Annotated in this window: 10 protein-coding genes and 2 tRNA genes; 7 read left to right on the top strand and 5 right to left on the bottom strand. The window is 39.0% G+C overall.

Features of this window, described 5'->3' with window-relative positions:
- Together QMD82_00770 and QMD82_00765 are read right to left on the bottom strand one after the other, a co-directional pair.
- A partial coding sequence (locus tag QMD82_00770; protein ID MDI6850458.1) for a hypothetical protein occupies positions 1–968 on the bottom strand: 968 nt, incomplete at its 3' end.
- 28 nt (positions 969–996) lie between these two features.
- A complete protein-coding gene (locus tag QMD82_00765; GenBank protein ID MDI6850457.1) occupies positions 997–2508 on the bottom strand; it encodes a hypothetical protein in 1512 nt (503 codons plus the stop codon).
- Positions 2509–2802: 294 nt separating this feature from the next.
- Here QMD82_00765 and QMD82_00760 point away from each other — a divergent pair.
- From QMD82_00760 to QMD82_00750, 3 genes are all read left to right on the top strand, one after another.
- Positions 2803–2876, top strand: a tRNA-Cys gene (locus QMD82_00760).
- Between the two features lie 2 nt (positions 2877–2878).
- Positions 2879–2962, top strand: a tRNA-Leu gene (locus QMD82_00755).
- A 13-nt stretch (positions 2963–2975) separates the two neighbouring features.
- Complete coding sequence (locus QMD82_00750; GenBank protein MDI6850456.1) at positions 2976–3239, top strand: hypothetical protein; 264 nt, start codon at positions 2976–2978, stop codon at positions 3237–3239.
- On the opposite strand, the gene QMD82_00745 is transcribed toward QMD82_00750, so the two are convergent.
- The 3 genes from QMD82_00745 to QMD82_00735 are packed head-to-tail and all read right to left on the bottom strand — an operon-like array spanning position 3229 to position 8414.
- On the bottom strand, positions 3229–4434 hold the full coding sequence (locus QMD82_00745; protein MDI6850455.1) for a pyridoxal phosphate-dependent aminotransferase: 1206 nt from the start codon (positions 4432–4434) through the stop codon (positions 3229–3231). The genes QMD82_00750 and QMD82_00745 overlap by 11 nt on opposite strands.
- 14 nt (positions 4435–4448) lie before the next feature.
- Entirely contained in the window at positions 4449–5576 is a 1128-nt protein-coding gene (locus QMD82_00740; GenBank protein MDI6850454.1) for a hypothetical protein, read from the bottom strand.
- Positions 5577–5585: 9 nt separating this feature from the next.
- Positions 5586–8414, bottom strand: coding sequence for a DUF2723 domain-containing protein (locus QMD82_00735; protein MDI6850453.1), 2829 nt, complete (start codon positions 8412–8414; stop codon positions 5586–5588).
- A gap of 102 nt (positions 8415–8516) precedes the next feature.
- On the opposite strand from QMD82_00735, the gene QMD82_00730 reads away from it, so the two are divergent.
- The 4 genes from QMD82_00730 to QMD82_00715 are packed head-to-tail and all read left to right on the top strand — an operon-like array spanning position 8517 to position 15351.
- A complete protein-coding gene (locus QMD82_00730) occupies positions 8517–9770 on the top strand; it encodes a diguanylate cyclase (protein MDI6850452.1) in 1254 nt (417 codons plus the stop codon).
- A 38-nt stretch (positions 9771–9808) separates the two neighbouring features.
- Positions 9809–11014, top strand: coding sequence for a Xaa-Pro peptidase family protein (locus QMD82_00725; protein MDI6850451.1), 1206 nt, complete (start codon positions 9809–9811; stop codon positions 11012–11014).
- A gap of 14 nt (positions 11015–11028) precedes the next feature.
- Positions 11029–12816 (top strand): phosphoenolpyruvate carboxykinase (ATP), encoded by a 1788-nt coding sequence (locus QMD82_00720; GenBank protein MDI6850450.1) that lies wholly within the window; start codon positions 11029–11031, stop codon positions 12814–12816.
- A complete protein-coding gene (locus QMD82_00715; GenBank protein ID MDI6850449.1) occupies positions 12817–15351 on the top strand; it encodes a hypothetical protein in 2535 nt (844 codons plus the stop codon).

The raw sequence follows: 15351 nt of genomic DNA, 5'->3' as shown, positions 1-15351 counted from the left end.
GTATTAAATCCCCTATAATATGGTGGAATATTCCATGGTATAACTACCGGTGTTGCTTCGGAAGAATCGGCGGTATCAAAGGGGAAGTCATAGGTTACAACGCTATTACCGTAGTCGTTACTGAAAACGTATTTAATGTCGCCATTTGCCTCGTATAGACCTATCAGGTATCCTCCCGGCGCCACTCCCAAGGAGGGATAGTTAGAGTTTACAGAAGGGTCTATTTCTAAATTACGGGTAGTTCTATAGGTAAAAAGTCTATCTGGCTGGTCGTTAAAAATCCAGAAATTATAGTCTTTATCGTTTGTTGAACGGTCTATGATCTCATAGGTTGCGTAAACTTTGATTGAGTCACCATGGATAATTGCGTCTATGTCTCTATATGTACGGTATACTGCAGAATTCGCATAGGCTACGCTATCCACTTTTTCAAAAGAACCGTAATCGATTGACCTATATATTTTCATTACGTCGTAGCTTGAATTTCTGGAGGTAGTTGCAACGTAGATCGTCAAAGTATCGTTTTTGACTATCTTCGTAAAAGATGCCGCGACAACACTATCACTATTAGCAATTTGAGAGGCAGTTACATAAGTTAGTGTGTTCAGATCAAAGATCAACATCCACAATTCGCCGTCAGTGGTTGACCAGAGCAGAAGACCATATTGATCAGAATATCTTAGTTGGATGCTTTTGGTTTTATGGCCATAGTAATGCATAGATACGAAATTGGTAATTGTCTGACCTTGATCGTTTGACTGGTATAGATTGACATAAGAATCTGTATTTTGATAGTCGTATCCTATTGCGATGATCATATTTGTGTCATTCGGCCAAATTATGTCATAGGTCACGGGAAATTCATTATCGATTCTCCGCATGGTATCTACAACCATGTCGTTGCCCCATGCGAAGAGAAGCACGGGCAGGGCTATACCCACTATTGTTTTCACTATTATATTTTTCATGGCTCTCCTTTGCCCTTTCGGGCGTTTTTCACCAGATTAAAAATTTTTTTACTTTTACTATTGAATTTTTATCTTTCAGTGCAACAAAATATGCACCTTTCCTCAGATTTGTAAGATCCAAGTTGAATCTTTGAGTCCCGGATGGTACTTTAAAGCTTTTTATAAGTTCACCTTCCACGTTAAAAACTTCGCCTTTATATTCCTTTCCTGTAATATCCTTGAAAATCAGAGTGATGAAACTATTTTGTGTATAGACTTTAAAAAGTTCACTTGTATTGGTTAAACTTTCCTTAACTTTGACTACTTCAATTTTGTCTATGACAAAGTAGGTACTGTCATAGTATGGGGCCCCATAGAATAGATGCCAGAAATCCTGTGGCCAGATGATTACAGGGGCATACTCTTCCTTTAAGGTTGCTATTTTAGGGTTATAGTAATTTGATTGAAAATTGTATGGGGTTTTGCAAATGGGTATTTCATCAGAAATAAGAACAGGAGGTGAAAATTGAATTGAACTTCCATTTGCTGTTGCTTTGATGTAGTAAAGTTTACTGCCGTAGGTTATGTTACCGCGTGCAAAGATTATATGAAATCCACTGGTGTCGCCGCTGGTCCATCCTTTAACGAAGGGACCCCATTCTACTGAATCCTGTGTGTTGTAAGGGAAGGTATAAAGACCAATGGTATTTGAATAATCGTATCCGAAAATGTATTTTAAATCATTGTCAGCCTGGAAAACAGTAAGTGTATATGCATCAGAATTTCCTGATGAAGAATTTAGAGGACTTGCAAATTGAGTAGGATAACCGAGGGATGTTTCTGTAATACTTCCGGATGGGTCTTCTCTAAGTATTCTATAGGAGAGTGAAGATTTATTATTCGACCGGTCAAGGCTTTCAAGGGTCAGGTAGAGGATTACTGTATCCTGTTTCAGAACCGCATCCATGTCCTTCAAAAATAAGAAGTAATTGTTATTAGAAAAATAACGAACTATTTTTTGTTGAAAGGCCCCATAATTTTCAGATTTATATATCTTTAGAGCATCGGTATTTGAAGCCATATTTCTGGTGACAACGCCGATGTACAGGTTGCTTTTACCCCATGATTCAATGAAAAAAGAAATTGCATCTACGATGCTGTCCGATTCTGATATTATTGCAGCTGTGTAGCTATTTAGATTATTCCGATTGTGAATTGTAAAACCTACTCTATTACCTTTTTCTTGCCACATGGTGATTAAGTAGAGTGGCGATTCAATGAGCTGTATTTTACTGATATTTGCCTGGGTCCACTGAGCAATTGCAACGCGATTCCATGTATTGCCTCTGTCATTGGAATTATAAAAGTATGCATAAGCTGTGTCCGGTTTGTTTAATCCAATTCCTACTAAAATATCTGTGGTGTCACGCCATGTTATGTCAAAACTTGCAGGGTACTCACCTCTATTACTCCTCAGCGTGTCGATTATCACATCGTTCCCCCAACCCCATACTAAGACAGGGAAGAGGAGGAGTAGTTTTGCCATTTTTTTACTTTTCATATATCACCCCTCTTTTTAAATCCCACCGAGAAGTGAGATAAACGTATCTCTGATATCGAACCTCGGGCACGGGGAACGATACAGGATCTTAATCTTTGTTGACAAAGTTTATGTTTTGTTAAAAGTAATTATATGGTTGAGCAATTTTCGTGTCAACAAGGAGTTTATTTTTGGTATGGTTTCAAACAGTTCTGTGGAAAAGGTTGAAAAACTTTTCGTTCATATATAAGCTTGGGGTCTGGTTTGCGTGGGCTTTCTTGAATATTCAATTCTTCCTATTTATAATTTTAATATGGCGACGTAGCCAAGTGGTCTAAGGCGGCGGTTTGCAAAACCGCTATTCCCCGGTTCGAATCCGGGCGTCGCCTCTGCCGGGGTGGCGGAAAGGCAGACGCAGGGGACTTAAAATCCCCTGGGACTAAATCCCGTGCGGGTTCAAGTCCCGCCCCCGGCATTTAGAAAGGAATATGTTACTTCAAAGAACTGCTAAAAATGTATTTTTGGCAATTCTCATTGGACTTATATCAGGGAGTATAGTGGGAAAGATTTTATACCACCTATTTCCTGAAAGTCCTGCACGAAAAATTGTTTTTGAGGAACTGAAAATTGGTATTCCGCAAGTCAATGTTAATCTTGCTATTTTCGGTTTTAGTTTCTCTTTTTACTTTGCAATAAACATCTTTTCGGTCATTTTTGCCCTTTTTGTAATTTACCTTTTGATTAAGCTCTAAGTCCTCTTTCTTTTCTCAGTTTTTCAAGGCTATCGGCAATTCTATTTGCAGCCTCAATTAGGTTGTCCAAGGAGTTAGCAAAGGATATTCTTACGTGGTTCTTACCGTTCTCACCGAAAGCATCGCCCGGGAGTAAAGCAACCTTGTAATTTTCTAAAAGATATCTGGCATATTCTTTTGAATCTATGTTAATTTTGATTTCAGGGAAGAAATAGAATGCGCCTTTTGGCTTAGTTATCTGGATTCCTTCTACATTCTTCAGGATGTTATAAATTTTATCTCTCCTTTCTTGGAATTGATTGACCATTGAGGCGATAAATTCTTCTCCTTCCTTTAATGCAGCAATGCCAGCTCTTTGAATGAACTCGGGAACACAGGAGAAGGAGTTCTGAATTAGTTTAACTACCGCCCCGACAAGTTCTTTGGGCAAAACCCCATATCCAAGCCTAAACCCGGTCATTGCATAGGTTTTAGAAAAAGCATCTATCAAAATTATATTATGGTGGTTGTTTGAATAATTGAGAATGGTTTTATGCCTTTCCCCTTCAAAGTAAATTCTTGAGTAAACTTCGTCAGAGATAATAAGTAAATCGTGTTCATTTGCTATTTGTACTATTTCTTTTAGCTCCTCGGGTGTATGGACCATGCCTGTGGGGTTAGAGGGGGTATTGATTATGATGCATGTAGTTTTCCTATCTATTTTCGCCTTCAAATCCTCAAAGTCAATGGCAAAATTTCTTGATTTGTCAAGTTTGTAGGGAACAGGAATCGCCCCCATAAAACTGATCAGGCTTTTATACGACAGATATCCCGGGTCCGGGTAAAGTACCTTTTCACCAGGGTTTACTGCCGCAAGGAGGGCAAAGAGAATCATTGGCTTCGCACCAGGTGTGATAACAATTTGCTCTGGTTCAATTTTTATTCCTCTGAAATTCTTTTCGTATTCTGCAATAGCTATTCTGAGTTCGATTATGCCTTGTGCAGTGGTATAGTGCGTTTCACCTTTTCTTAAGGACTCTATAAGGGCGTTTATAGAAGGTTCAGGTGGATTAAAATCTGGTTCTCCTATCTCTAAATGTATTACCTTTTCACCTTTTTTTTCAAGTTCTTTTGCCTTACCAAGAACGGCAAAGGAAGCGGATTCTTCAATTCTTCCAATAATCTCTGCCTGGGCAAGTTCGTTATTTTTTAGCATAATTTTTATTCCCCTTATTCTTCAATTATCTCAACATTAGCTCTTGGGACTATAACTCTCTCGCCATTTTCAAATTCTAATTCAAGAACCCTTACCTTTGCCTCTGTTTCTATGACTTGAAGCTCTGGGGGCAGAGCCGTGACCTTACCAATTCTACCGAAGTAAGGTTCTCTGATTACCCTCACCATTGTGCCAATTTCCAATCCTTGGCTAAGCTCTTCCTTGCTCTCTTCTGGAACTGGCTGCCCATCAGGTATTGCAACAATTATTTCTGGCCTTATAACTCCGGCCCTGATCTGAGTAGCTCCATTCATTGAGGCCTTTTTCCCATTCAGTTCAAGGAAAAGTTCAAAAGTTCTCTTTGCCATTGCAAGCTTGCCGAATCCCTCAGTAATCATAAGGGTAATTCCTTTTTGCTCGTTTCCGGTTATCGCTACCCCAATATCGTAGCCGAGGAAGTCTTTTAGATTCTTGTCATCGATAGCACCAACTACAACGCCTTTCACTCCGCATTTTACAGCTTCTTTTAAGGCTTCTGAAGTAACGTAGCTTCCCCCGATCAGTATTTTCCCCTTCATTTCTGGAGTTATTTTGTCCTTTGTTAGTTCCTCCTCGGGAGAATTCGCTACCACCATGATTTCGCCTATGGTTTCTCCACCTATTCCAAAGATTCCCTGAATAAAGCTCGCAGTTGTTTCAACAATTACACCTTCATTTGGAATTACGTCAACTACAGTCCCATCAATGTAAGCATTTACTGTTATAGGGATTGGTGGTTCTCTGAGAATTACCTGTCCCGTAATGTTGGAGATGCTTTCTATATATCCATCTACTGGTGATGTAACGGTGTTTCTGAAAAGTCCGAAGAAACTTTTAGACTCGGCAATAGGTTCGCCCTTTTTCACAGGATCGTTCACTTTCTTAATCATCACGCTGTTTATTTCCTGTGGGGGTATGGAGAGAAGACCGGCAACGTTTATAGGTTGGACATTGCCGGGTAATTCCGTTCTGGCAACCACAGTCTCCGCAGAAACTTTGTCTCCTACCTTTACAACCACTTCACCTGGTAAGGGCAATCTTCTCTCTTTTCTTAAAATTGTCCTTCTTGTAACTTTCAAACCTGGAGTATAAGCGTGAGCCATATCTACCTCCTAAAAAATCTTTTGTTTCAACTCAAGAGCTTGTTTGTTTGTTGAATCTACTTTTAATAAACTTTCTAAAGCCTTAAGTGCTTTATCTTTTTCTCCTTTCTTTAAATATAGCTCTATCAGTTCAACATAGGACTGGGTATCTTGGGGATTGAGCTGGATTGCAACCTCAAAATTTTGAATGGATTCATCTACATTACCCATTTCTTTCAGAATTTTTCCTTTCAAACTGTAGAAGGGAGCAATTTGTACCATTTCATTTATTTCGTTTATGACCTCAACTGCTTTCTGATAGTCTCCAATAATGTACGAAAGGTTAGCGATCTTATAGTATATATAAGGAAATTCCCGCGTGGCTGCATATTCGTCAAGTTTGATTTGCTTGAGGAAAGTTCTTGCAAAATCCCACTCATCCCGTGCCTCTTTATACATTCCTTTTGATTCGTAGTACAGCGCGGTTCTAAAAGTGACGCTGGCATAGTTTCTGATCATCCTTTCCTGATTTTCATCTTTGTAAACTCTTGGGTTGAATACACCCCTATATCTAAAAGTTTCCGTTGGAGGGATTTTTTCACCATATGTTTCTATATATTCTTGATACGGCATTCCAGCCCTCAAAAGATAAATGGTTCTGGTTATATCGATGCCTTCTTTTATTTCTGGTAGAGTTTCTTGCTTTTTATTCATAACGCGCATCGCCATACCTTCAAGTCTGAGGTATTCGTTCCATCCATTGTAGTGTTCAGGAGAAACGGTCATAGAAAAGAATATGGGCATCCTAAAGGTGTCAGCCTTTTCTATCACTTCTTGGGCGAATTCTTGTGCAGTCGCAAGGTAAATTCTCGGTATTTTGATGTCAATGTTAGGGAAATTGTATCCTGGAAAAACTCTGGATGGATTGTAAGTGATGTAATCTGTTGTTTTATATCCGGCAGAAGTTGCGATTAGGTCCCTGATCATAAGATCAACAAGGTACATTATTTTACCTTCTAAGGTAACAAAAATGGGGGGCATCTGTTTTATTACTGAATCGGGAAAGCTGATCGGAGCGCCCTGATGTTTTATCTGGTATATATGCCAGTTGGTATTTAAAAGGCTCATGTTGGCAATTATTACGTTAGTTCCGATTCCAAGTACTGTTTGGTTCGCCCACAGTGGGAAGGTATCGTTATCACCGTTAGTGAAAAGTATACATTTTTCCTTAGAACCTGGTGAGATAAGGAGGTTGTAGGCATAGTCTTCTGCGAGATAATTTTTTGAACGGTCAAGTACGGGATAATAACCATAAATTTGCCCAAAAACTGCACCTACTGTCACGATGGTCCCAAAAAGTGCTGGTAATACGATATTCTTTTTAAGGTTTTCATACATCAGTCTTAATATTTCAAATAAACCGAATCCAGCGTAAAGTGCAAAGAAAATGTAGGCTCCTGAATAAAAATAATCTCTATCGCGAACTTCTGTAGGGTTTAAAGGGTTTGCTGGCTGGGAGGGAGAATCTTTTAAATTTAGATACCAGAGGAAGCCAAGACTTAAGATTAAGAAGGTAAATCCTATAAGTGCGAGAGTCTTTCTATCTTTTGAAATATGAGTAATTATACCAATTATTCCCAAAACACTTATTGGAATTAAGAGATGTTGGTACTGCCAGCTAAAGTAATCCCAATAGTTTCTAAGCTGATCGAATAAAGGGATTTTTCTCGGCAACATGTTCATCGGACCATATTGCTTCCTCGTGAGTACGTCCATGAATGCCCTGAAAGTTGAGGGGTCCGCTTCGTTAATGTAGGGATTATGGATTGCACGTAAAACCATGGTAATCTCCAGTACAAATCCTAAGAACATAAACAGGACAGCAAGCCCCTTCCAGTCTTTATAGAGTTTTGCTTCGTAATATAACAGGCCAGTTATAAGGAGTGCGCCCCCGATAATTAGATATGGGCTTTTAGTAACAAGGCCTGCAACATAAACCAATGCGAGGATAATCCAGATTATTTCATAAGGGATTTCAGTGCCTTTAAATTTTCTGAATACTTCTGTTACTATATAGTACGCCATTAAAGCTATACCCAATACCAAAATACCTATACCAAGTGTTCCGGGCTCATAGGCAATTTGCAGTGATGCAAGTAAAAAAAAGGTGATTCCGAGAAGTCCAATGGTATTTTTATCCCAGTAAAGTTCTTTTTTCACAATGAAAGTGAATAACAGTAGTGCTGGAAAGAAAGCAAAGGAAGTTAGGTGAAACCCGATGCCAAGAGTTAATAAATAACCTGAGAATATAAGGTATCTTGTTGAGGCAGGATCATCCTTTTCTCTATACCATTTCAATGCAAGCCACGTTAGAAAAACTATTATGAAGTTTGCAGGGGTGTAAGTTTCAGCCTCTATTGAGTTTTCCCAGTTTACTTTTGCGAGTATCGCCATTAAACCGGCAAAAATACCGGCTAAATGGGCAAAAAGTGGTGGTGTTTCCTTGTAAAGTATTTTAATGAGGTCATAGAGGATAAGATAAACAAAACTGGCTGTTAAAGCTCCGGTAAGCATAGCTATAAGAGTTATTTTTAATACTGCGTTTACTGGATAGCTTCCTGGATGAATTATTTTGTAAAGAGTATCAAGGGGCAGGGGAATGATAGTCATGAATCTTCCCAGCAATACATAAAGTGGAGTGCCAGGTGGGTGTGGAACACCAAATATTACAGAGCAAGCAAGAAATTCTCCAACATCCCAGAAGACTATGGTAGGAGCGGTGGTCATAAAAAATATGAACCATGTGAACAATCCGATAATAATAAAAATTACCCACTTAACCTTATCTTCTCTAAACATATAAAGCCTCCGTGTTGCTTAAATTATAGGTTTAATCGCTTATTCAGTCAATTTTTAAAAGAAAAATTTGCTAAAACAGAAGTGGTTAGTTATAATTTGAATATGTTTGAAAAAGAACTTTATAAAACCGCTTTTGGTGCAAATCCCCTTCCCATGGTCCTTACGGACTTTAATGGGAATATTCTCGATGCATCGGTTGGCTTTGCGCTTCTCTTTGATGTTCAAAGAGACGATCTAATAGGTCTTAATTTGAAAGAGATAATGCAAATAGAAATAGCCGAGGACCTTGTAGTTGATACAAGCATAAAGGGGGAGTTCTACAAAGTTATTTCCCAGAAATATGAAATTGAAGGTATCGTTTTCTTTGTTTTTTCCCTGTACAAGATAGAACAGCTCAGACAGAGTCCGAGCAGTTCACTCATCGTAAACTTGAGAGATTTGCTCCAGGTTTCTCTTGAGGTCTCGACTTTCCCGGAGTTTGTTGCAACTACTTTTCCAACCCTATGTGAGATCTTCGGCGCTTCAAGTGCAATGCTTTTGAGAAGAAGCAAAACGGAACTCTCAAGGTTTTTTATAGTGTATGGAACGGATGAATCGTTTAAAGATCTTAGAGATAGTGTTCAAATCAGAGTTGAAAATGAATTTTACTTAAAGGTTGGAATGCCGGTTATCATAAATGAAGAACAAAAATGGGAAAGTCTTAAAGAACTTGTAAATATAGCAGGGTATGTTTCTGGATGGGTAATTCCTTTTGGCTTTGAAGAGGACCTTGTTGATTCTCTTTGCTTGCTGTTCTTCAACGATTTAAGAGAACCAGATTCCGAAGAACACAATCTGCTTGTTTTTCTTTCCTACTATTGTTCATTGGTGTATCAGAAGTCTGAATTTAAGAAGCAGTACGAAGCATTGTCTTATAAAGACTTGATCAGCCAGACATACAGCGAGGTGCTGATCAGGGAAATGCTCGATGTACAATGTGAACAGGCGAAACGTTATGGAATTGACTTTTCTGTTCTCATGATTCGTGTTGAAAATTACGAAAAACTTGCCAACATTTATGGGAAATATCAGTTAGAATCTACCATGTCCAACATTGCCAAAACATTGAAGGAAAATTTGAGGAGGGCGGATATTTGTGGGAGATTGTCAAACAATTCCTTTGTTGTGATTCTTCCCTTCACAAATTCCACTGGGACTGATGTTGTTTTCCAAAGGGTTTTAAATATTTTGCGGTCCGGGTCTTTCCCTCCGTGCAAAAATGTTAAGTTTTCAGCGAGTATCACGAACTATATGGAAGGCGACAATCACGCCAAAATTATTGAAAGATTGCAGGATTTGTTGAGGCCTGTTCTCTGATTTTTGTTTATTCAAGAACTTAGATTTAATATTATCCTATGAACTCTGAAAGGATTGATCATTTAATGGGTGTAAATGGAATTGATTGGGTCGTGGTTGAGGGGAGTGGTTCTGCTACCTCCCTTTTTTATCTCACCCGTGGGGCGCATATTGGTTCAGGTATCTTTTTAAAGGAAAAAGGAAAGTCACCAATTCTTGTACATATAGACATGGAGCGAGATAATGTCAAGCATCTTAAGGATTTCAATCTTGTATCTTTTTCTTCGCTAAATCTTAGAGAATTGAATCAAATTAAAGACCCTGTTGAACGCGGATTCTCCTACTATTTAAGAATTTTTGAAAAGTTTGGGGTAAAGGGCAAAGTCTATTTTCAAGGTGAGAGGTTTAATAATGTTTACCTTCAAGTTTTCAAGAAAATTTCATCGGAACTTAAGGATATTGAATTTCCCCCTATAAAAGAAGACATCGTGTATAATGCGAGGCGTCAAAAAACTGAGGAAGAGATAGAAAAAATTAAGTCTGTTGCGGCGAGAACTCAGGAAGCTTTCTTGACCTTAGTCAATTACTTGAAGGGGTTGAAACGTTTAAATGGCTATCTTGAAGATAACGGGAAACCTTTTACCATTGGCATGGCAAGGGGCTTCCTTCGGAATGAGTTAATTAAAAGGGGGTTACTTGATTCTTCTGGTATGATTATAGCTCAGGGTAGGGATGGTGGAGTACCCCATAATCACGGGAATGATGAGGAACCCATTAGAGTTGGTGTACCCATCGTGTTTGATATCTACCCGAAGGAATACGGCGGTGGTTTTTACTTTGATATGACGAGAACTTATTCTTTTGGTGAACCTTCCAATGAAGTCATTGATGCCTATGAACAAGTCAGGTATATTCAGGAAGAGGCGGTTAAACAGGCAAAGGTTGGTAAGGCTTGCAAGGAGTTAGAAGAGCTTGTTGTTAACTACTTTGAATCAAAGGGACACGATACACTCCGGAAGAATCCTCAAGCTCAAGAAGGATATGTTCACAGTCTTGGTCATGGTGTAGGCCTCGATGTTCATGAGTTACCGGTTATAAATTTGAATTCAGAACACACCCTCGAAAAGGGTGATGTTTTCACCATTGAACCGGGGTTATACTATCCCTCTAAGGGTTTTGGAATAAGGATTGAGGATACCCTTTACATAGACGGGGATGGAAATACCATTAATTTGACCTACGTGCCTAAGGACCTTGTCTTATAAAAAGGGAGATAGAGATGACAATTAGAGAGATAATAGCCCAAAATGATAAGCCCTATAATGTTAAGTATCGTGTAAACCCGACTCAAAAGGAGCTAAGAGAGCTGGCATTAAAGCACATTCCCACCTGTCTTGTTTCTGCTTATGGGAATATTAATAGAATAACGCTGCGTAAGGCGAGAATGGAGAAGTTTACATATATCATCGCCGATGAAAATAGGGCTTTAGAGTTCTCTTCGGCGGTTATGAGCCCTGAAAAGGCTGAGAGATATATTAACCTTCAAAGGGAATTTATTGAATCAAAGGGTGAACTGATCGAGATACAGGGATATTACGGGATCGGGGAAACAGCAGTACCTATACAAGCCTTTTACACCTTGGAGGCAGCTAATGTCGCGGGTATGCAACAAGTTATGATGTTTTCCCGCGAAGAAGTAGAGGGTCCCGACTGGGTCAAAAAGGAGTTTAAACCCGTATTCAAAGTTATATACACTCCTGGGCTTGAGCTTAATGACCTTCCAGGAAAAATGGCCATTCTTGTAGATCTTGATAATTATGTTACCTATGTGATAAATTCTGACTATTTCGGGGAAAGTAAAAAGGGTATCTTAAGGATGCTTAACCATTATTTTTACTTAAGAGGTGGACTCGTTCTACATGCCGGAGCCAAATCTGTCCGGATAAATGGAAAGGATTATGCAGTTGCTATCCTCGGGCTTTCTGGAACGGGTAAGACCACTACTACTTTTGTTAAACACGGAGAACACTCTATGCCGATACAGGATGATATGATAACACTCTGGCCTGATGGCTCATATTCTGTAACGGAAAACGGATGTTTTGCGAAAACCTTTGGATTAACCGAAAAAACAGAGCCCGTAATCTATAAAGGTACTGTCGACCCTTCTGCGTGGGTTGAAAATGTTTACATGAATGAGGATGGGACTTTTGACTTCTCAAAAGAGGCGCTGACCCCCGAAGAGGTTAGAAGATATAGAGAAATTTTTATACTCACAGGAAACGATCCTGCCAATGTTGATGCTTATATCCGAGGAGAGGTGAAGTTTGAAGATGTCGTTAATGAATACGGAATTCCAAAAGACGGTTGGGACTTTGTGGTGTGGACTCAAAATGGCAGGTCCATTATTCCTTTGAGGGCAATTGATAACGTTGCTGATTTGCATAATCTTCCACCGTTAAAATATATTGGAATCTTAAATCGTGATGAAGGGAAAGACGCGGCGACTCCAGGTATAGTACTGTTCCCCAATCCTGAGATTGCCGCTGGCTACTTTATGCTTGGTGAGACATCAAAGACTTCAGCAGCAGGAAAGGAAAGAGGGAAGACCAGGTCTCCATTCACCCAGCCATTTTTCCCTCTCAATCATAAGCTTCAGGCTGAAAGATTTCGTGAACTTATGTCCAGAAATCCAGGACTTGTAACGTGGATGATGAATACCGGTTATATAGGAGGAGATCAGCTGGATGAGAAAAGGGGAATAGCTATGAAAGTGAAGATATCCCATTCTACAGCTATGCTGGAGGCCCTCTTCAAGAATGAAATCAAATGGACAGAAGATCCGGATTTTGGGTATTTGATTGTAGATGTTAATGCACCGGAGAATCGGAAACTTCTCGAAAAGGTTCCTCCTGAGATCCTTTATCCTCGGATACTTTACGAAAAACAGGGCAGGCTAAATGAATATAATGAATGGGTGGCAAGAATTAAAAAGGAAAGAGAGCAATTCCTGTCCAAGTTTGGAGTAGATGAAAGGATAATAAAAGCGGTGCTAAATATAAAGTAAGTGCTTTTTCTTCTAATATCTCTTGTTGTAGGTGATACGTTAAGGTTTACAAACCCGAGAGTGATTGACGATAGTTCTGCCAATTTAGTTAACGGAGAGCTCTTTATTGACACTGTTGCCAGTAGTTTTGATTTTGAAGGCTCTAAAGGAGTTTTTGTAATCTTCCAGGGGTTTACCTTCGACCTTTCCCAATCCCTTGATTTGAAATTAAAGGGTAAACTTTCCAATACTGTTTCCCTTAGTGCCCGTCTAAAAGATGACTACACTCATTATGGGAACGATTACTACAGTAAATCCTTGGAGGATGTCGATGAAGTATATTTAAGCTTTGAAGATGTTAGAGGGTTTGGGCTAAACCTGGGAAAGTTTTACCACGAGGGAAGAAAGCTACTTGGTTTTGAGGGAATTTACAAAAATTTTAAAATGGTTTACGGTAGTACTGAACAGATGAGGAAGAAAAAGATTATCGAGTATAGAGATTTTTACCCTGGGCCTTACTTCGTTGATTATGGCTATCTGATTGTACCGGGCTCCGTTCGAGTATTGTTGAACGGTTTGCTTTTGGACAAAACAAGTTACTCATTCGATTATTCTTCAGGCGCCCTTTATTTAAAGGATCTGAAAGTTTTGCCCGACGACGTAATTTATGTTGAATACAGTACCTATTCAACTCTACCTTCGGTTTTTACGGGAGTGAAGGGGGAGTTTGGCAATATCACTTTTGAATTCAAGAGACTTAATTCCACAAAGGAATATTATTCGGGTTTTCCTTCAGAAATACTGGAGTATTTTAAAGAGACTGGGGATTCTTGTGCTTTTCTTTCTTATCGTGGTGGTATTAAAACATCCAAAGGCGATTACATTTTGCAAGATTCAATTTTTGTATTTGTAGGGCAGGGTAGGGGTGATTACCAAGTTTATTTTACATTTGTTGGGGAAGGGCGAGGCAGTTATGTCTTTGATAACCTTATAGGTGGTTATAAGTTTGTTGGGAAAGGTAATGGCCTCTACGAACCGGAGGTCGATTTATTCCCACCTTCTCTCCTTACCGTTGGTGAAATTATTTACGATGGAGCTTTAAAATTTTCTGGCAGATTGAGTTATAAAGATTTGAATACCTTGAGTTCAAAAAACGACGATGATAATATAGGGTACGATTTAGAATTTAGCCGAGATTTTTACACGGAATTTGTCAATTTTCATGTAAAATGGCGTAATCGCAGCCCTAACTTTTCCACCGTTGATGATGAGATTGATCTCTTATGGGGTGATAAAGGTAACAATTTTAGGAATCAGTTTGACCTTTCTTTTGATTTAAAGAAAGTAGGGACCTCCATAAGCGCTTCCTTTAGATCTGCTGGGATAAGGAAAATTTATCTGTCTTCTCTTGAGAGTAGATTGGGCCCCTTTTATCTCAGAGGAATTTTAAGTTTTGGCGACACTATGGGGTTTAAAGCACTCGCAAGTTTACAGTTTAAAAAGTTGCCTTCCTTTAATTTGTTGATCTCAAAGGGCGATAATGTGAAGCTTTTCCTGTCTGATACGGTTTTTGGATTTAGTTACCTTTTGGGTACGAGTATCGTTAGCAAGAATAAGAAATTATTATGGTTTTCAAAGGCTGGTTTTAACCACACTGATGGTGAAAACGAGTTATTTACGGATTTTTTTTATTTTCCTGAATATCAATCTTCCATTCTTTACAGGCTGGCCGGAACAACAAAGCTTACGGATTGGCTATCAATCAATGGTTCTTTATCTTTGACGCCCGCATTATTACCTCTTCAGGAGGAGAGGTATTACAGGACGCCTCTGGGAATGTATAATTACGACGAGGGCACAGGTCTTTTCGTTCCGGATGTGACTGGAGGATATGATAGAGAATTGATTTCCCTTGGGGTTTTGGATACCACTCTGCTGAAGTCATACTCCTTTGGAGCCAGCTTTGACTACAATTTCAGTGGCTCTTTGCAGTTTGAAAAGGTCCTTTCTAACTTTTCTGATAATACAGCTATAGCTTGTAAAATTCGGAAGAACCAGTTTGAGTTTGTCTGGGAAAAGCTGAATAAGAATTTGTCCAATGTTATGAATGGACTCACTACTGAAAGTAATGAGTTTGGTCTTAAATTTCCTTTTTTTACGCCGATTTTCTTGAATCTTAAATACAGAGATTACCGGGAGGGACCCGTTAATTACTTGGTTTGGAGTGGTTGCTTTGCCTTTTCAAGTAATTTTGTCACATTAAGCATAGGAGGGGATTACACGCATTTTGAAACATTAAATTTCCCGGGTTTTCACTTAGATGGCAACATTTTTAAAAGCTCTGATAAAATCAAGGTTTCCGCATCTTTTTATTTAGTCTACCCCATAAATTTAAAAATCAGCCTCCCAATGGCAGTTCCAACTTCTAAAAGGTATGGATTAAATTTTTTGGTAAAAAGACCTTATAAAAGTGGTGAATTTTTTGTAGAAGGATATTATTCCAAAAGCCTCATCGTTTCGAGCAAAATCAGGGCAGGATATAATTTTTTATTCTAA

It is taken from the genome of bacterium (genome assembly GCA_030019025.1).
GTDB lineage: Bacteria > Hydrothermota > Hydrothermia > UBA1063 > UBA1063 > UBA1063.
This window is presented reverse-complemented; position numbering and strand designations above follow the sequence as displayed.